This window comes from Nostoc sp. C057 (genome assembly GCF_013393925.1).
GTDB classification, from domain to species: domain Bacteria; phylum Cyanobacteriota; class Cyanobacteriia; order Cyanobacteriales; family Nostocaceae; genus Nostoc; species Nostoc muscorum_A.
Genome location: NZ_CP040281.1, coordinates 5,045,461 through 5,064,930 on the forward strand (window position 1 = coordinate 5,045,461; position 19,470 = coordinate 5,064,930).

16 protein-coding genes are annotated in these 19,470 nt (G+C 41.1%); 5 read left to right on the forward strand and 11 right to left on the reverse strand.

Features of this window, described 5'->3' with window-relative positions; translation table 11 throughout:
* Nucleotides 1-118 precede the first annotated feature (118 nt).
* Together FD724_RS21500 and FD724_RS21505 are read right to left on the reverse strand one after the other, a co-directional pair.
* Nucleotides 119-1,510, reverse strand: a complete 1,392-nt coding sequence (locus FD724_RS21500) for a cytochrome P450 (RefSeq protein WP_179075577.1) — start codon at nucleotides 1,508-1,510, stop codon at nucleotides 119-121.
* A gap of 158 nt (nucleotides 1,511-1,668) precedes the next feature.
* Nucleotides 1,669-2,685 (reverse strand): terpene synthase, encoded by a 1,017-nt coding sequence (locus tag FD724_RS21505; RefSeq protein ID WP_179074047.1) that lies wholly within the window; start codon nucleotides 2,683-2,685, stop codon nucleotides 1,669-1,671.
* 665 nt (nucleotides 2,686-3,350) lie between these two features.
* On the opposite strand from FD724_RS21505, the gene FD724_RS21510 reads away from it, so the two are divergent.
* From FD724_RS21510 to FD724_RS21520, 3 genes are all read left to right on the forward strand, one after another.
* The gene (locus FD724_RS21510; protein WP_179075578.1) at nucleotides 3,351-4,649 is read left to right on the forward strand and encodes a response regulator; all 1,299 of its coding nucleotides are present in this window, start codon (nucleotides 3,351-3,353) and stop codon (nucleotides 4,647-4,649) included.
* 316 nt (nucleotides 4,650-4,965) lie between these two features.
* Complete coding sequence (locus tag FD724_RS21515; RefSeq protein ID WP_114081242.1) at nucleotides 4,966-5,508, forward strand: methanogen output domain 1-containing protein; 543 nt, start codon at nucleotides 4,966-4,968, stop codon at nucleotides 5,506-5,508.
* An 84-nt stretch (nucleotides 5,509-5,592) separates the two neighbouring features.
* Nucleotides 5,593-6,954: an ATP-binding protein gene (locus FD724_RS21520; RefSeq protein ID WP_179074048.1), complete on the forward strand. Its 1,362-nt coding sequence runs from the start codon at nucleotides 5,593-5,595 to the stop codon at nucleotides 6,952-6,954.
* Nucleotides 6,955-7,122: 168 nt separating this feature from the next.
* Here the strand turns inward: FD724_RS21520 and FD724_RS21525 are convergent, their stop codons facing one another.
* The gene (locus FD724_RS21525; RefSeq protein WP_114081178.1) at nucleotides 7,123-8,727 is read right to left on the reverse strand and encodes an NAD(P)H-quinone oxidoreductase subunit N; all 1,605 of its coding nucleotides are present in this window, start codon (nucleotides 8,725-8,727) and stop codon (nucleotides 7,123-7,125) included.
* A gap of 3 nt (nucleotides 8,728-8,730) precedes the next feature.
* Between FD724_RS21525 and FD724_RS21530 the strand changes: the two genes are divergently transcribed.
* Nucleotides 8,731-8,949, forward strand: coding sequence for a hypothetical protein (locus FD724_RS21530; protein WP_179074049.1), 219 nt, complete (start codon nucleotides 8,731-8,733; stop codon nucleotides 8,947-8,949).
* Nucleotides 8,950-9,070: 121 nt separating this feature from the next.
* On the opposite strand, the gene FD724_RS21535 is transcribed toward FD724_RS21530, so the two are convergent.
* The 8 genes from FD724_RS21535 to prfC all read right to left on the reverse strand — a co-directional run bounded on the left by FD724_RS21535 (nucleotide 9,071) and on the right by prfC (nucleotide 18,955).
* Nucleotides 9,071-9,343: a hypothetical protein gene (locus FD724_RS21535; RefSeq protein ID WP_179074050.1), complete on the reverse strand. Its 273-nt coding sequence runs from the start codon at nucleotides 9,341-9,343 to the stop codon at nucleotides 9,071-9,073.
* A 78-nt stretch (nucleotides 9,344-9,421) separates the two neighbouring features.
* On the reverse strand, nucleotides 9,422-10,483 hold the full coding sequence (locus FD724_RS21540; protein ID WP_179075579.1) for a WD40 repeat domain-containing protein: 1,062 nt from the start codon (nucleotides 10,481-10,483) through the stop codon (nucleotides 9,422-9,424).
* A gap of 96 nt (nucleotides 10,484-10,579) precedes the next feature.
* Complete coding sequence (locus tag FD724_RS21545) at nucleotides 10,580-11,551, reverse strand: GTP-binding protein (RefSeq protein WP_114081175.1); 972 nt, start codon at nucleotides 11,549-11,551, stop codon at nucleotides 10,580-10,582.
* Between the two features lie 294 nt (nucleotides 11,552-11,845).
* Complete coding sequence (locus tag FD724_RS21550) at nucleotides 11,846-12,751, reverse strand: alpha/beta fold hydrolase (RefSeq protein ID WP_179074051.1); 906 nt, start codon at nucleotides 12,749-12,751, stop codon at nucleotides 11,846-11,848.
* Between the two features lie 80 nt (nucleotides 12,752-12,831).
* Nucleotides 12,832-13,272 (reverse strand): SufE family protein, encoded by a 441-nt coding sequence (locus tag FD724_RS21555; protein ID WP_179074052.1) that lies wholly within the window; start codon nucleotides 13,270-13,272, stop codon nucleotides 12,832-12,834.
* Nucleotides 13,273-13,654: 382 nt separating this feature from the next.
* Entirely contained in the window at nucleotides 13,655-14,173 is a 519-nt protein-coding gene (locus FD724_RS21560) for an RNA-binding protein (protein WP_179074053.1), read from the reverse strand.
* A 686-nt stretch (nucleotides 14,174-14,859) separates the two neighbouring features.
* A complete protein-coding gene (locus tag FD724_RS21565; protein ID WP_179074054.1) occupies nucleotides 14,860-17,133 on the reverse strand; it encodes a M48 family metalloprotease in 2,274 nt (757 codons plus the stop codon).
* A gap of 193 nt (nucleotides 17,134-17,326) precedes the next feature.
* The gene (gene prfC, locus FD724_RS21570; RefSeq protein ID WP_012410201.1) at nucleotides 17,327-18,955 is read right to left on the reverse strand and encodes a peptide chain release factor 3; all 1,629 of its coding nucleotides are present in this window, start codon (nucleotides 18,953-18,955) and stop codon (nucleotides 17,327-17,329) included.
* 124 nt (nucleotides 18,956-19,079) lie between these two features.
* Here prfC and FD724_RS21575 point away from each other — a divergent pair, with 124 nt between their 5' ends.
* Nucleotides 19,080-19,439: a DUF4870 domain-containing protein gene (locus FD724_RS21575; protein ID WP_012410202.1), complete on the forward strand. Its 360-nt coding sequence runs from the start codon at nucleotides 19,080-19,082 to the stop codon at nucleotides 19,437-19,439.
* Nucleotides 19,440-19,470 lie beyond the last annotated feature (31 nt).

Here is a 19,470-nt window from a genome sequence, read left to right on the forward strand (position 1 = left end):
AATCATTCGTGAGAGAGGAAATTGCTGGAAGGCTCTAAAATACGTACTTTTAATCTCAGTATTCTCTCACGTTTAAATTCTGATTGCTATATATTCATTAAAATAGACCTGATAATCGCTAAAAGACAGGTGTAGTTTTCATATTCACTAGAGGCTCCTCACGCACACGTCGTCCTGTAACTACCATCTTGACGCCATTAGCTGGTGCAAGGGTGAAACCTCGACGCTGAGGCCGCTCTGGCCGCCGATCAACTAGCGCTAACTGATAGCGTGACAAGGCAGTTGCTAATACTAGCTTCATTTTAAATAGAGCCAAAACCTCGCCGATACAACGACGGACACCACCACCAAAGGGCAGAAATTCATAAGGAGAAAATTGCCTCTCAACAAAGCGCTCTGGTTTAAATTGCTTGGGCTGGGGATATAAATCCTCTCGCTGATGAATAAGATAAATACTGGGAAGCAGTAAAGTGCCAGGCTCTAAAGGATGTCCTAAGAGTTCAACAGGTTCTTGCACTATCCTAGGAAGCGAAAACATGAGAACAGGGTGGATTCGCAAAGTTTCATTACAGACAGCTGTGAGGTACGGCAGTCGATAAATGCTCATTGGATCTGGGAAATCACCAAGGATATCGAGTTCCTGAAGCAGCTTTTGACGGACTAGAGGCTTTTGGTGAATCCAGTATAATCCCCAAGCTATTGCTGATGCTGTAGTTTCATAACCGGCAATTATTAGGGTTATCAAATGATCGCGTAACTCTTGATCGCTCATCGGCTGACCAGCATCATCCCTTGCTGACAGCAGCATGGATAAAATATCAACACGTTTTGTATCGGGTTGCTGCCTACGTTCGGTAATTTCAGCGTAGATCAATTGATCAATTTGTTCATGATCATGTAGAAATTTTCCCCAAGGACTCCAAGTTCCTAAATCCTTTTGCAAAAATGAGAAAAAGAATACGCTAGAAGTAATCGGTGACTGAAAAAGATTCAACATCTGTAGCAATAGATGATTAAATTTTTGAAGTTTGTCTCCCTCATCCAAGCCGAAGAGAACTTGTAAAATAACTTGCAACGAGATTTCCTGTGTTAAATTCCGTGCTAAGAAGGGCTGATCTAGTGGTAACTGACTAAAAGCTTTTTCGGCGATACTACAGATCCTCTGACCGTAGCCTTGCATCTGCTCTCCATGCAACGCAGGCATCACTAATTGTCTTCGCTGTCTGTGACGATCGCCCTCCAGCAAGAAGACTGAATATTCTCCTACTAAGGGTTTCGCAATTCTGTTAGCTTCCGCAACAGCAAAAAACTTCTTTCTATCCTTAGTTAAAATTTCCTGAATTGCTTGGGGATGGTTTATAAAAACCACGGTATCCCCAAAACCAATTACCTCAGCAGTAAAAATGTCGGGATATTGTTGAGCCGCGTTTTCCATAAAACTAACAGGATCTATAACCCACTGAATTTTCTGAAGTAAAGGAGAGATATTGAGTGGATTAGGTAACTGCATTTTATTTTTCATACTGAAATTGCGTTACTTTTATCGTTGATTTTGGATGAATAGCAATTAACTTTGAAGCAGTAAAATTTCACATACCCCCAACTACAATTTTAAAAAAATTATTGGGAGCATTGTGAAAAATATTAGCTGAAATGGTATATTTTTTCTCAGGATGGTAATAAAATTTTCGTATTACTTTGAGGTTCATCTAGCTCCAAAGTTTCTACTAACTCCAGCCTTTCTATAGTTTGATAGCGCTCAGAATTAAAGTACCAATCGAGATTTCCGCGTATCCAGGCGTACATTCCTGATATGTATTTTGCGAGTTCAACATCTAATTCTTCTCCAAAAGAGGGCAAAGATGCTTGTATTTTAATTAGTTCTTGTACCTCTTGATCGTGGACTTCGATTGCACGCTTAATAGCTAATTCTAGAGGTATTTGCTGTTGATAGTGCAATATTAATACTAAATTGTGAACATCACCACTTGCCATTTCTCTAGCATACGAAAAGATATCATTACACCAGGCAAGAATATTAATTGTCTTCTCCTTGAGTTTTTTGAAGATGTCGTGCTGTCGTAAAATATCAGGAATCAGCAATTGATCGCAAAATTCAATCAGTACTACGGTAAGATCGCCAGCTGAACTTAAGTTCCGTATTCTGATATAAGTATCAATATCCGGTATAATTTCCTGTGCGCGGTTAATTGCTTCCTGTACACATCCGGCGAAGTATTCCTCAAAGCTGCAAACAAAGTGATGGAACCATTTTATGCTCCCTATTTGGAGCATCCGTTGTCGGAGGTCACTTAAAGCATAGCTAAGATGTATATCGTTGCTTTTGAGTTCTGCTCCATTTAATACTTCAATAAATCTCTTTTGAAAAAGCTCGAGTGCTTCAGGTTGTTGCCCTAAATCTGACATATCGCATTGGTCATCCCAAATAAACAGCCAACTGAACAAGTCACTAGCAATCTTTATTTTTTCTAGATCGCAGTAAGGATAAGCACCTGCTACTAGCATGAAAAAATTTGACTTTGTGAAGCGCTGATAAACTGATTCATTTGCCAGGAGGTTAAAGCGAGTTACCCATTCAAGAGCGTACTCTTCTAAAACATCAACATGCTCATTGATATGAGATGAAAATGGACAATATAAATCAGAGGAAAGTGGTTCCTTCATAGAAATATATTAGTTATAAGTAGCGAACAGAAATTACAGAATAAGAAAATTAATAGACTCATCGAGAGCCTATATAAATCTTTTTGAAAATAATTCAGTTTAAGCCCATACGCTCCACAGTATGGAAATGATATTTACGTTGCTTTGAGTGGTGCGTAAATCTATCTGAATATTTCAAAACTTAAGCAGTATTGTTAAACTTTCTTTGAAAGAAGATAACCGTAATTACACGTAATTATATTCTTTCTTATAAAAATAGTAATATTAAAAGCTATTCATAATAAATACTGTTGACTAACTGAAAAAAATAACTTATGTCATCAACTAAATTGTTCTGAGATAGCACAATTTTATAAAAAGACAAGGGTAATAATGACTAATTTTAGAGCGATCGCCTTCAGAAAAGAGGAGCTTCGACTCTAGTGAAAGTGCAGATTTGTAGTTGATAGCCATGTTGGAGCGATCGCTCCTGTAGTTGCATAGAGCAATTTGGCGTGAGAATGTTGCTGTTATCAGAGTTTTTGGGAACTATATGGTTGTCAGAGGATAAATTTGCCAGTCAGTCTGCAAAATAGAGGTGACTTAGCTGCGATCGCAGGTAATAGTAAACAATAAACAAGGAGTTAACTTAATTTAAATACATGAATTACAAGCCATATCTACAAATGCTTAATCTCCCAGAAGATAGTTTAATTTTAGTGGTAGATGATACCACTACCAACTTAAAAATTGTCTTTGATATATTAACAAATGTCGGCTTTAAAGTTGTTACAGAAAATAATGGAAAGAGGGCAGTTCAACAAGCTGAAGATATACTGCCTGACTTAATTCTCTTAGATGTAATGATGCCAGGAATAGATGGATTTGAAACCTGTCAAAAGCTGAAAGAAAATTCAGTTACTTGTGATATTCCAGTAATTTTCATGACAGCTAACTCGGATACTAATAGTAAGGTGAAGGGTCTAAGTATAGGTGCAGTTGATTATATTACTAAACCCTTTCATGAAGAAGAGTTACTCGCTAGAATTAAAACCCATCTGCAATTACGAAATCTCACAAAAACTTTAGAGAAACGAGTTGCAGAAAGGACAGCAGCTTTGTCTAGGGCATTAAAAGACCTACAAGAGTCTCAACTTCAGCTTGTACAGACAGAAAAAATGTCTGCTCTTGGCCAATTAGTAGCAGGAGTTGCTCATGAAATTAATAATCCAGTTGGTTTCATTCATGGCAATCTCGGACATGCTTCAGTATATTTCCAAGACATGGTTAATATTATTAACCTCTATCAGCAACACTATCCTAATCCAGTACCAGAAATTCAAGAGGAAATTGCAGGGATAGATTTGAAGTATATACTTTCTGATCTACCTAACTTAATTTCTTCAATGAAAGAGGGTGTACAGCGCATTCGTAATATTAGTACTAGTCTGAGAATTTTCTCTCGTGCAGATAGCGATCGCAAAGTTTTTTGCAACATTCATGATGGCATCGACAGTACAATTATGATTCTCAAACACCGCTTAAAAGCATCCGAGGCTCGACCCGATATTAAAATAGTTAAAAGTTACGATATTCTGCCAGATTTAGAATGCTTTATCGGACAGTTAAATCAGGTATTTATGAATTTATTAGCTAATGCTATTGATGCTTTAGAGGAGTCTAATATAGGACGAACTTATATTGAAATTGAAGCAAATCCTAATGAAATTCTGATTCAGACCACTCTTACCGAAGACAATAATCATATTTTAATTCGGATTAAAGATAATGGGGTAGGGATGACGGCTGATGTCCAGGAAAAAATATTTGACCATTTATTCACCACTAAGTCTGTGGGTCAAGGCACAGGATTAGGATTATCAATTGCTCGCCATATTGTTGTCGAAAAACATGGAGGAACCCTGGAGGTAAATTCAGCACTAGGAAACGGTTCAGAATTTATTATTAAACTTCCCATTTCCTAATCATACTAAGTGCTGTTATCGGAACCTTTATGTTTAAAACAGTAGTAGGTCACGGTAACAATCCAAATTCTCTATCAGCAGTTGAAGAAGTTCTTCAGCAATGTGTCAGTTCCCTTAGAGGAGTCTATCAATTATTCAAATTAATTTTAGTTAAAATAAATGTTCAATGTAGAATCAGGTGATCGTGACCGCTATCACAATTTATTATAAACACAAGCAAGCACCAAATCTTCTAAAGAAAGTTATCAAGCAGTTACTTTATGGTCATTTTCGGGAACTCTATAACTGTAGTTCCCAAATTGTATGCTTAAAATTTATGACCAATGCACTTAATCATTCCATAGCTACGCTTAATCTTTCTTTAGAACGCGATATATTTTTACGTACACTCATCAGAGAATTATCTGGCACTTTGCAGGATGTAGTTGGCTTAGAAGAAGCTTCTGGATTTATTAGCGTAGTTGGTGAAAGGATGGCTACGCAGCTTGACCAAGATTACAAATCTGCTCTGGAAGTCTCCAAACTATCTCGTAAGCAGGTCGCTGATGTCTTGATTGATTTAAAAAAACGCATTCAGGGCGATTTTTATGTTGTTGAGCAGGATGATGAAAAAATTGTCTTTGGCAACCGCGTCTGCCCATTTGGGGAAAAAGTGCTTAATCGCCCTGCCATGTGTATGATGACTTCAAACGTCTTTGGGACGATCGCAGCGAATAATCTGGGATATGCGAAAGTAGAATTGCAAGAAACAATAGCACAGGGTGCTTCTGGATGCAAAGTTATTGTTTACTTAAAATTTACAGAAGAGGCAGAAGATGCAGAAGGTCGAGAATACTTTAGGGGACTAGAATCTGTATAAACTCTTCATCATTAACCTAACCATAGGATACAAGCTTGAGTGCAGATATGTAAATTAGAATCGAACCCTGAAATTGGAAGCCCCATGACTCCTGAACAATTTCTTGAATTTGCCAGAGTTTTACCAGAACCTTTACTCCTGGTCAGTGGAGAAGGTCAGTTGTTAGCGACCAATCAACCAGTAGCAGATATGCTGGGGTTACGTCGTCAAGAACTGCGGGGAAAAATGCTTATTGAACTTGTAACTCAGGCTACTGACGATGTTGTAAAGTACCTGCAAGCTTGTTCAAGTAGTAGAGCAATGGTTATTGGCTCCTTGACTTTACGAAAGAATGATGGACAAACGTTAATATGTCGTAGCCAAGGAGCTGTTATTCAACCTTGGTCTCCTGAATCTTCAAGTTTAATTCTCTTACGCTTAGAAAATAGAACTTTAGCTAGCAGTAATTTTGTTCTTCTAAACCAGAAAATCGATGAGTTAGCAAAAGAAGTTCAGAGACGTAAACAAGCGGAAGAAGCGCTCTGGAAAGCTAATCAAGAGTTAGAAATTCGGGTTGAGGAACGGACAACTGCTTTACAAGAAACATTAAAGGAACTACAACTTACCCAAACTCAACTTATCCAAGCTGAGAAAATGTCTAGTTTAGGTCAGATGGTCGCTGGTATTGCCCATGAAATTAATAACCCGGTCAGTTTTATTCATGGGAACCTCCACCATGCTCATCAGTATACTGATGATTTACTAAAATTGGTGCAAATTTATCAACAAGTTTGTCCAAATACTCCTCCAGAAATTCAACAGAAACTAGAAGAAATAGACTTAAATTTTCTGATTAAAGATATAACTAAACTTTTCCAGTCAATGACAGTGGGAACAGAGAGAATTCAGGAAATTGTTAAATCACTACGTAATTTTTCGAGACTAGATGAAGCAGAACTTAAAACAGTTGATATTCACGAAGGAATTGATAGTGCTTTAATGATTTTGGAGCATCGACTGCAAGCTAGGCATGAGTACCCAGAAATCAAAGTCATTAAAAAATATAGTCAGCTACCTAATGTAACTTGCTATCCTGGTCAACTTAATCAAGTGTTTATGAATATTCTTGCTAATGCGATCGATGCACTTGAGGCGCTAGCGGTCAATTCACAAACAACGGACAATCAAAAGCTGACAAATAATAATCCCCAAATTCAAATCAAAACTGAGGTAATCAATGAAAAATGGATTGCGGTTAGTATTGCTGATAATGGTTTAGGAATAGATGAACAAGTTCACTCAAAGGTATTCGATCCATTTTTCACTACTAAAACCGTGGGTAAAGGCACAGGACTAGGGCTATCTGTAAGCTATCAAATTATAGTTGAAAAACATGGCGGACAACTGAGCTGTTTTTCTGTTCCAGGAAAAGGTGCAGAATTTGTTATCAAGATACCTGTTAACTAAGTCTCATAAAATTTTAGGACTTACATAAAACACTTCTAGGGGCATTGTTTTGCGTAAGTCTTATAGGTGCATCTTCATGCGGAATTGGTATTAAGATATATGAAAAATGCCTGTCTGCTAATTAGCAAACAGGCGTGTCTTTGAGTACAAAGTTATATTGAGAATCGGTTAAATCTTAGCGATAGAATCAACTGAGGGTTGAGACTGACTAACCGAATCTAACTTTGGCAAAAGCAGTAGATTTTGTGCTTCTACATTACTGTTGATTGTTGCTTGCAAAAATGGGGTATTGGAGATGGAATTGTTAGCCAATGTAAACAGTGGATTTGACAAAATCCCTGCTAGGGAAGTGGCAATTAATGTTATTACCAACCCGACTTGCAAAGGTCTTAGTCCAGGCAAATCCCAACGCACTTGTGGATAATTCTTTACCGCGTCGGACATTTCATGGGGTTCTTTGACTACCATCATCTTAACTACGCGAATGTAGTAGTAGATGGAGACGACGGTGGTAACTAAGCCCAGTAAGACTAACCAATAAAGTCCTGCTTGCCAACCAGCCCAGAATAAGTAAATCTTGCCGAAAAACCCAGCTAATGGTGGAATACCACCCAAGGAAAGCAGGGCAATACTCAACCCTAGCGTTAAGAGTGGGTCTTTTTGATATAAGCCAGAGTATTCGGCAATCTGGTCAGTTCCTGTCCGCAGTGAGAACAGGATGATGCAGGTAAAGCCGCACAGGTTCATGAACAAGTAAACCAGTAGGTAAAAGATCATACTGGCATACCCGGCTTGTGTGCCAGCAATCAAGCCAATCATCACAAACCCAGCTTGGGCAATGGATGAATAAGCTAGCATTCGTTTCATGCTAGTTTGGGCTAGGGCGACTACGTTACCCAAAATCATGCTGAGAACGGCTAAAGCAGTGAAGACAAATCTCCACTCGTCTGCAACAAGAGGGAAGGCTGTTGTCAGCAAGCGGATGGCTAGGGCAAACCCAGCTGCTTTGGAACCAACAGATAAAAAGGCGATGACTGGGGTGGGAGCGCCTTCGTAAACGTCTGGTGTCCACTGGTGGAAGGGTGCAGCGGAGATTTTAAAGCCAATACCTGCGATCGCAAAAACCAGGGCAATCACTAAACCTAAAGATTGTCCCAGTTTCGCTGTGGCAATGCCATTTGCGATCGCACTTAATTCAGTTTGTCCTCCAGATAATCCATACAGCAGTGATACACCGTACAAAAATACTGCTGTACTGGAAGCTCCAATTAACAGGTATTTCAGCGCTGCTTCATTGGAGCGGGGGTCACGCTTGGTATAACCTGTCAGCAAGTAAGAGGAAATACTCAGGGTTTCTAGGGAGATGAAAATCATCACCAACTCACTAGCCCCGGATAAAAACATCCCTCCTAAAGTAGCACTCAGCAAAATAGCGATGAATTCGGCTAAAGGAGTGCCGCTTTGATCGACGTAGCGAATTGACATTAGTATAGTCACAGCCGCAGACAAGGCAATGATGCCGCGAAAGACGATACTCAGGTCATCACCATTAAAGCCACCGGTAAAAGAGATGGGATTAGGATTGTCCCATTGAAAATATAGGGCGACAATGGAAGCAAATAAACCTGCGATCGCTAGATATCCAATCCAGCGCGCGGATGTACGCCCCAAAATCAAATCAACAATCAAAACCCCCAAGAGGGTGAGAATAACAATCCCCTCTGGCAAAATCGTTCCAGCGTTCAACTGGGATGCAATATTAGCAAAATCCATGAGATGTATAGGTTTTGGCGATTAGACATTAAGGCTAACTCTGTTCACTCTAGCAAGTTTTCTAATCCCCGGACTAGCTCTTTGAACAAGAGCTTAACAGCTTGGGTGCAGATTGCGATCGCCTACGGCATACTGTTCGCGTTCGCACCAACTTCACTAGCTTACCAGCAGGTTTCTCAGTATTTAGCGATTCACCTAAATACTTTCCTACTTGGTTTTTAAGGTATGACCTTAATTAAATAATGATGCCGCAGTTGCGATCGCTATGTACAAAAAGCTAATTAATAATTAATAAGGGCACAGGATTGCTGTGCCCCTACAAGATTCATAACTTTTAACTTTATTAAAAACCGACTGATGGCAGCTTGCCTTGTAGCGATTGGAATTTAGACTGAACACAGTTTGCACAATTGCAACCAACTTGATCACTAATCGGATTGGATGTTTGAATCAAGTTCGGGCTTGCCAGATCAGGAATTTGATGTGTAGATGTTACAGTAACAACTTGTGTAGCATCTAGAGATTTGAGGCTGGATGCGTTTACTGGATTAACTATCAGCAGCATGGATAGCAGAAATGCGGGAAAAGCAAGTAAAATCAGTTTCACTATGTTCATAATTTACACAAAAATACCTTTGGTGATACAGCATAACCAATAAATTGCCGAGGTTCAACTTTAATTACTGAGTATTATTTAACTGCGCCCAAATCCTTGACCTCGTAAAACCTTTGACCAAATAACCAATTCGCCTTGCTCACCGCCTGCGGCCAGTAACTTGCCTTGGGGATGCCAAGCTAAGGTCGAAAAACCTCCTGAGACACCTGTGATAATTTGAGATACTTCCTTGGCTTGGTTCCACAAACACAACCAACCATCAGCCGCAGCAGAAGCTAGAAGGAAACTTTTTGGTGCAAAGGCGATCGCATTAATTACACCTACATGATTAGTTAATACTCGTGCTTCCCAACCTAAAGTATCATCCTCTAGTTTTTCCCATACCACAATACCTTCAACGCTAGAAGATGCCAGTATTGGCGCACCTACTTTGGTCATAGCTTCTGACCATGCCAATTGGCGAATTTTACCAGGGAAGCCACGCATTACCCAAGGGTCGGGGTTGTTCCATTCCAAAACGGTGACACTACGATCCATGTTGCCAGAAGCCAGTAATTTGCCATCAGGCGACCAAGCCATAGCTACGCTGACAGTAGTCATATCTAGATTGTATGGTTCTTCATCCCAGTTTTGACTATGCCAAATCTTCACTCCCTTATAACCACTAATGGCTAAGTATTGTCCGTCAATGCGCCAATCTATACCCAATACGGAAGAGTTGTCAAAATTCAGCGTCACGACAATTTCACGAGTATCTGCATCCCAAACTTGGACGTAACGCCCCAAACTAAAAGCCAGTTGATTGCTGGTGTAATTCCAAGCTAGCTTGTCAACCCATGCGGGGGCATTTTCCAAGGTGGCGATTAATTCAGTATTCTGCCAAATTTTTACTTGTCCATCCTGTCCGCCAACGGCTAAGAATTTTCCATCTGGTGAAAATGCGAGACAGTCTACAGATTTACCGTTACCAGCTTGTAAAGTTGTGAGTTCGCCATCATTCCACAGAACGACTTCACCGGCGGCGGAAGTTGCTGCTAAAGTTTTACCTTGTGGCGACCAAGCGATCGCAGTTACATAATCTGAAAGTGTCCCCGAATAGTGTTGTTCAAATTCCTTAGATTTGCTGGTTGTGGTGTTCATATTTGTAAAGGGAAATGGGGAATTGGGAATTGGGAATGGGGAATAATCTGTACCCTGTAAGCTGTAACCTATTCCCTTATTCACTCCTTTCCTAACTTAAGCTAGACAAGCGAGAAAATCTTGCTTGAGTTTTGCTGCATCAAGGTTGCGACCGATGAAGACTAGTTCATTTTTGGGAGTTTCGCTGGGTTTCCAGGGGCGATCGGGTTTGCCATCAAATATCATGTGTACCCCTTGGAATACAAATCGATTATCTTCTCCAGCAATATTTAAAATGCCTTTCATCCGAAAAATATCGGGGCCTTGGGTACGCAGTAACTCCGAAAGCCAAGTGTTTAATTTTTCTCCATCAACTGCACCTGCTTCTACTAAAGCCACAGAATAGACAGTTTCATCGTGTACATGGGCATCTTCGCCTAAGAAATCTGGATCAATTTCTAATGCGCGTTCTAAATCAAAGGCTTTTACACCCAACAAAGCATCCATTCCTAGTTCAGAATTTTGGGTGCGGTAGATTTTTGCGATCGCATTCATCGCCCGAATCCGTTTTTCTAATTCATCTAACTCTTCTGGCGCTACCAAATCTGTTTTATTAAGTAAAATTACATCAGCAAAGGCAATCTGTTCTTGGGCTTCGTCTGCATCCCAGTGCTGCCAAATATGCTTGGCATCTACGACTGTCACCACCGCATCTAGAGACAGTTGGCTTTGTAAATCTTCATCAACAAAAAATGTCTGAATCACTGGTGCTGGATCGGCTAATCCAGTTGTTTCAATTACTAAATGGTCAAATTTATCGCGCCGCTTCATCAAATTGCCAATGATGCGAATTAAATCGCCACGCACTGTACAACATATACAGCCATTATTCATTTCAAAAATTTCTTCATCTGCATCGATAATCAATTGATTATCAATACCCACTTCCCCAAATTCATTGACAATCACAGCAACTTTTTTGCCGTGTTCGTAGGTGAGGATGTGATTGAGTAGAGTCGTTTTACCTGCTCCCAAGTAGCCTGTAAGAACAGTAACGGGAACTGAATTGTCGATTACGTCAGCCACCATACTCTAAATTCCTCTTGTCTCACCTTATGGATAATCATTATCGCCCATGATAAATCTTTTTATATTTTTGTGCGAACTTGCTGTTATTTCTCTTTGTCAAAGTCATTTTTTTAACGAACCGCAGAGGCGCAGAGAGCGCAGAGAGAAAAAGTGCGAGAACTGCATTTACTTCTCTCTGTGTCCTCTGCGCCTCTGCGGTTTAAAAGAATTTATTGACTAATATTTTTACCCATCTCGAAAGGGCTAGTTCTATAATCCTAGTCTCGCACCAAGGTGCAATGTAAAGATTTAATTTTATGGAGATAATAAAAAATCTTGAACTACTTCTAAAACAACTGCTGGGTATTCTTCATGCAATCCCAGAGAACCAGGGATAACAACACTTCTCACTCCTGGTAAAGCTACCAAAGCGTTCATTTCTTCTCGTGATTTTGGGGGGCTAGATTCCCCAATTACTACCATGAGCGGTATGCTTAGAGACTTTACAAGTTCTAAAAAATCAGATTGTTCGTGTACAGCATCAAGATTACCAGTTACAAAGGCAGCAGATGCAAATCGCGCTCCTGGCTGTTGAGTTGTTTGCCATTTCTTCTCAATGAAACTGGGTGTAATTTTAGCCGCGTCAGTAAAGACATGACGGCGGTACATAAAACTTAATAAAGATGGGGTAGTGTTGAGTTTGTAGAGAGCTTGACCAAGTATAGGCGATCGCACCAATCCTCTCACAATGCCAGCTATCTGCTGACTTGCCCCCATTGTCGGCAAAGGGCCACGCCAAGTAGGAGCTAACAATACAATTTTTGAGAAAGCAGCCTGCTTGAGGGCTAATTGTAAAACGTAACTAGCAGCATGACCAGCCGCTACTACAGTAATGGGAGTATTAAAAACAGCTTTGACAAAATCTTCCAGAAATTGCTGATATATTTCCGGTCGGTAATTCAAGCTAGGGCGAGAAGATTCACCAAATCCAGGCCAATCTATGGCTACAACTTGAAAATTGGGAGCTAGTAACTTGGCTAGTTCGCCAACTTCCAAGCGAGTCGAAACACTGCTGAAAGATGGTAATAGCAATAACGGTGAACCTTTACCAAGGGTTTCATAAACAACACGCAATTGCTGATTTTCCCAATTCCAGAGATATTCTTGAACCACTCCACCAAAGCCAGTAGCAACAGAGGTAGATAATAAATTTGTTGACATAAGACTAAATTTTGGTAGTTGTACCTTATTTGTCCTTTGCAAATGATCAATGACCAATGACTAATGACCAATAACCAAGTTTAGCTAGGCAAATCTAACTTACATTCCAACGCTTTTTTTTGCATGGTTTTAAAAATGTTGTAAAATCCATTAGCGCGGGAAGGTGTCAGACTAACGTTTAAGCCTGTTTCTTGAATAAAATCTGGGGTAACTTGGACAATCTCAGTTGGCGTTAGTCCCTGTAATCCTTCAACTAGCAGCCCTACTAATCCTTTGGTTAACTGGGAATCAGACTCACCCTGAAACACAACCTTACCGTCATTCAAAGTTGCTGTGATATAAACTTGAGACACGCAACCAGGAACTTTATTTTCGGGTAATTTCTCAGCTTCTGGGAACTCATTGAGCTTCTGAGCATACCAGATTAGCTGTTCGTAGCGCCGCTTCGGTTCGGAAGCGCGTTGAAAGCGCTGGACAATTTTAGCAAGCGCAGGTGGCAAAGAATCTAGAGTTGAGGACATAACAGAAGCTGCAAATGATCGGTCTTACCTTGAGTGTAGATTATCTGGAGAGCGATAGCGCCTCTGGTTCTCTTGGCATTATGAAGGTAGCCATTACCGACTTATAACTTGTCAAATAAAGATAATTCCTGCGTAGGCGCAGCCCGCCGTAGGCATCGCACTTATCATCAGTTACCTTTTTAATGGGTCTAATCGCAAAAACTTAATTTTTTTATCAGCAGGCTTTAACAGCAACTCTATACAAGTTACGTTGTATAGATATGGAGTTACAAAAATAGCTGCAAGTAGCTTTTAACTAAGCAGCCAGATGATAATCAACAATTAAAAATTAAAAATCAAAAAAAATTCTGACTTTTAATTTTTAATTTCTCTCCTTTAAGGATTAGTTTGTAGTTTGTGCAGCTAGCATCTGCTTCAGCTTTTCTAATTCCGAAGCCCAACGAGGATCTGGACGAATAGCGTCTGAATCGGTAGTTGTTGTGGTGCTGTTGTCGCGAGAACCGCCGCCACCGCCGCCACGACGGGGCTTTTTAGAGCTTTTCTCCCGACGGCTACCTTCTCTACCTTCTCTATTAACGGTAGGAGTGGGCGTACTACTACCAGCCAGAGTAACTGGTTTAGGAGCTTGTTCGTCGCCCTCTTCACCCTTTGTCCGAGGTAATGCCTTTTCTAGCTTAATGGCAGTGTCTTTAAACATTTGACCATTATACTTTTCAATGATTTCGTCAGCTTGTTCGTCATTGTTGACGGTAAGAAAACCGAAACCACGGCATTTGCCAGTTTTGCGGTCTTTAATTAATTTAGTAGTTACAGCTTCACCTTCTGCTGCAAAAACTGCTTGCAAATCTTGACGATCGATTTCTTCTTTAGGCAAATTACCTATATATAGGCGAACGGACATGAACTATACCTCCAGAGTTAAATGAACATGGCAAGGCGAGAAAACAATCACTTGGCTTTGGCTTTTAATTTAAATAGATGCTATTGACCAAGACTGCCATCAACCAATTTTTTGCTCGAAACTGTCAACCTATACAATACAGTTTTTCGTCGGGATCAAGCTTGTTTAATCCAAAGGCCCACACAATGGTGAGCTAATAACACCTTAATTCTAAGAATTGTAAATTTAATAGCCTATTGCCTGCTAAAGTACACGCTTTCTTCCATGCCTTTTTCGCAGAATCAAATACCATTCCTTACATTACCACGGTATTTTCTACGTAGCTAGTTTAGCGCATACATTTCTAACGTTAGTATTACTGCATCGTAACATAAAACACATTTTTTTATTCAAGGGAGCATAATTTGAAACAAAAACCAGCCGGTGGCTGGTTGATTTCCTGCTGTGTTGGGAGGATAAAAAGGTATGGAGGGGGGAAAAGCATCCGAATTCATGACTAAGCTGTAGTGCTGAGTTATGTCGGCTGCTATTGTTTGTGTAAATAAATGTAACACTTTGAAAGAAAATCTGCAACTTTTGTTTACATTCCGATTTGTCATTTGTCAGTTGTCCTTTGTCCTTTGCAAACAACCAATGACTAATGACCAATGACCAATGACCAATGACCAATGACCAATGACCAATAACTAACCAGTCAGAAAAACGTATGCGCCCAAAGCCTGTGCTGCAACTGCCAAAAAAGTAGACCAGATGGGATGAGGGCTATGAATAGTTTTACCACTTTGAGTTTCTAAGGTGTGGACATCGATCCAAGGTGTTGCTCCTCGCCGGAACCAACCTGTGACGATAATTTGCCGACCGATGAGATCCTGGTGATTCACTGACTGTCCTAGCCAAGAAATGTGGTGTAATTTCACCAAGCCTGTGCTGGATTGGAGGATTAAATCTTGTGCTAGAGAGTTGCTAGTACCTTGACGACCTAATAGTTTACCCACCAGACGCACACTGACGCTATCAATAGGTAAGGCAGAAGGGTCAGCTAATAGGTTGGGTAGGTAGTCATCAGTTTGCACAGTAGCGGATTTGATGTCAGGGAAAAAAGAATTAATCCGCATTACTGTACCGATGCTAAAGCCAATTAGAAGGCAGCCTGTAATGAAAGACCAATCTTCATATATCCACTTTAGATTTAAAAACTTGAGTATGAATGCTAGTTGCCAGGTTAGCCAGACCAAAGCTGCAAACAGAAACCCTAAAGGAATTCCCAACCAGGGAGCGATTTGTAATAAGAAAGATTGACGCTTAACCCTTGATGGTTCGCTAGCAAAATGTAGTTCGGTGTCTAGATGCCAGTGACGGGCTATTTTGCAGAGGCGTTCGATGCGATCGCCCATCAAAGAATGACTGTTATTAATCGTAAACCATTGGCGGTATGGATTGGCAGTATCCCACTTCAAAAATGATTCAAAAGATAAATTGCTGGCAATAGTGCCCAAAGAAAGGCTCTGTTGGTGGCTGACTGGTGTCAAGAGATTTAAGCTTTCTAGTTGCCAACTTGTCTGTTCTTCTTTTTGAATATCAGCTGCAATGCCAATGGAAATTTTGAGTAAAGCGCGAATCAGGGCGTTGGGATTACCGGTGATTTCAGATGCGACGCGATCGCTATAATAAAGCCGCAACCGCGACAACCACAATCCAGTCCCAGTTAGCAAACCCCAAAGTCCATAAACGAGACTAGCCACAATTGTCACCGGCCAGCGCCAAATCCCTGATATTTTGTCTCCCAACTCTGATATTTGCTGATAAAGCTTATAAATTGGTAGTGTCACCAGCAGCAACAAGGACATCACAGAGAAATCCCAGTGAGCAATGTGCCCTAGCTGCGTGGCGTAAATAATCGCGATTTCATCATCTGCCAGTTGCTCTAATAGCCCTTGACTCACAACAATCCTGGCATTACGTGGTAAACTACCGTAGGTCAGGATAATTGGTGCAGCCATTGGTAAAATCCGCAGTTTGGGTAACGGCCAGTGGCGCTGTTGACAACAACGTTGTAGCACCCGCACAGCTTCGCGGCTATGGGCATTCAATACATCTTTGGGAAATTCTCGCTGACCATATAAGTTAGCCAGTAGCAGATCCAGTAACCAAGGTGATACTCCGATCAAAATCACCAATACTATTAGCAACAATTTAGTAGGGTTGCTGTATAAAAGCTGCAACGGCTCCAGATAAGGTAGTTTGACTAGAGTCAGGTTGATGAATCCCATTGCGAACTTAAGGATTTCTCGCATCACCCAAAATAAGGCAATGAATGTTCCTGCTGTTAGCAATCGTAAGGGAATTAATTTTGGTTTACGTAGAGGTTGCCATGCTTTGGCGCGTTGTGCTTGTCGCCAATAAATAACACCAAATAATTTAGCTTGGGTGCGGGTAACAGAACCCATGAAACCGTTTAAAGGTGCAGCCGGTGGTGGTAATGGTGTAGCTACCGTAGCTTTGAGTCTAGGTAGTGGTACCATCGGCGGGGTGTCGGTCTTAGTTTCTATTACTGGGTCTTCTGGCTTTTCTTCTAATGTAGGGTTTATCGGAGGGGTAACTGGGGGAGAATCTGGAGGAGGATCTGGAGTTGAGTTATCAAACGCTACAAATCCAGTTTCGACATTTTTTGATTCTTGATCGCGTTTCTTACGTTTTGTCAGGTGTTCGAGAGCGCGTTTTGCCCACTCTTGAACTTGCGGATTGTTACTCTCAATGAGATTCTGGGAAATAGCGATCGCTTTGGGAACTTCGCCAGTGCGAGCATAAGCCATCACTAAACCAACCTGGGCTTGTAAGCTAGCAGTACCATTATTTTGGCTGCTAGCAATAGGTTCTAGTTGAGCGATCGCTGTTTGGTAATTTCCCTGCTTGAGGGCAATTAAACCAGCCTCCAAAGACGGTTTGGCATGTGAAGGCATACAAATTCTGGCACTCCAATCTCTTCTAGGTGATCCACGTTTGTGCAAAAGCGCGAACCTCGGATGCCGTGGAACTCAACCGCGCCCGAGTTTTGCTTGTCAAGTGAATGATAAAGATTGAATTCAGGAGTCAGGAGTCAGAATTCAGTTGAGTCTTCATCTGAATTCTGGATTCTGAATTCTGTATTCTTCTTCATTCCTCCACTGGTTGTTGACTAGAAAATACTGGAGCGATCGCGCTTAATTTTAACTCTGGATGGTCGCCCAGTAACTGTTGACAATTCCATTCATTGCGGAATAGCAACACTGGTCGTCCCATGCTGTCTTTAACTGTAGTGGTATTGAATATTCTTCCCACCTTTTCTAATGCTTCCCAACCACCCTCAACCCAACGGGCGACACTGTAGGGCAATAAATCTAATATGGTTTCTACACCATACTCGTTTTGTAAGCGAAACTGCACTACTTCAAATTGCAACTGACCCACCGCCGCCAAAATTGGATCGCGCTTGGCTTCATCAGTTGAATACATAATTTGCACAGCACCTTCTTCTCGCAATTCCGCAACGCCTTTTTGGAATTGTTTAGACTTCGAGGGGTTGGGATTCCTCAGAGATGCGAACAGTTCCGGCGAAAAATACGGAATTCCCTCATATTCGAGCTTTTGTCCTGTGTAAATTGTATCCCCGATCGCAAAAACACCGGGATTATTCAAACCGATCACATCGCCAGGATAAGCCACATCAATCGATTCTCGCTCTTGGGCAAAGAGTTTTTGCGGGCGAGACAGACGGATGAGTTTACCAATGCGGGCGTGATTCACCATCATATCTTTTTCAAACTTACCAGTACAGACCCGGATAAATGCGACGCGATCGCGGTGTTTCGGGTCCATGTTCGCTTGTAGTTTAAAGACAAATCCTGAAAATTCTGGGTATGTAGGGGCAACTTCACCAACACTGCTGTAGTGAGAACCAGGTTTGAGGGCATATTCGAGGAAATACTTGAGGAATAACTCTACCCCAAAGTTGGTCATGGCACTACCAAAGAACACAGGTGTCATTTTGCCTTCGTGTACCAACTGCAAATCTAGTTCTGGCCCAACTCCTTCTAGCAGTTCTAAATCATTTTTCAGTTGGTAGTAGAGGCTTTGTTCTAGCTTCTCTTCTATTCTCGGATCGCCTAATTCGACTATCGTATCACGGGCTTCTCGGCTACCGTGGGCACTGCGTTCAAAGAGGTGTATTTGTTGTTTGTGTCGGTCAAAAACACCTTTAAAGCGATCGCCCATACCAATCGGCCAGTTGACTGCATAGGTTTGCAATCCTAATTCTTGCTCAATTTCATCCAACAGTTCCAGAGGTTCCCTTCCGGGGCGATCGAGCTTGTTGATAAATGTAAAAATCGGGATACCCCGCAACTTACACACTTCAAACAATTTACGCGTTTGGGGTTCCAAACCTTTTGCCGCATCAATTAACATCACCGCATTATCGGCGGCGGCGAGAGTGCGATAAGTATCTTCACTGAAATCTTGGTGTCCGGGAGTGTCTAATAAATTTATTTGACACTTTTGGTATTCAAATTGCAACACTGTGGAGGTAATAGAAATACCCCGTTGTTGCTCCATCGCCATCCAGTCAGAGGTAGCCTTACGCTGTGCCCGTCGCGCCTTAACCGCCCCAGCTTCGTGAATTGCACCCCCGTACAGGAGTAGCTTTTCTGTTAGTGTCGTTTTACCCGCATCGGGGTGAGATATAATCGCAAAGTTGCGGCGCAGTTCAACCGCTTGAATAAGTTCAGACTGAAGTTCAGTAGACATAATTGTATTTGTTTGTTAGCTAGCTTAATTTTTTTTAACTCTGGCAAGTCTTTTAATCTTAAGACAACGATGCTCGTGATAGGGTCGTAGTATAAACAACAATCTAACTAAAGAGGAGAAAGCAATGTACGACACAGACAAGCGAAAGCTTCTATCAGCCTTGTCGCATGGAGCCATTTTTTTCAGCACAACATTGGTATCTGTCGGTGTACCCATCGCCATACTGCTTGTATCTGACGATCCTGTTGTTAAAGAAAACGCCAAAGAATCCATCAATTTCCACTTTAATGTCTGGTTTTATGGTGCAATTCTGGGAGCGCTGTTTTTTCTATTCGGTTGGTTAGTGTTACCTCTATTATTACTGGGGCCACTAGCTGGTCTGGGATATCTACTACACTGGGGATTAACAATTTGGGCGCTCATCGGAGTTTTCAGCAATCCTGATATACCCTTCCGTTATCCCTACATTTTCCGATTTCTTTAGAAGAAATTATCATTAGGCATTGGGAATTGTT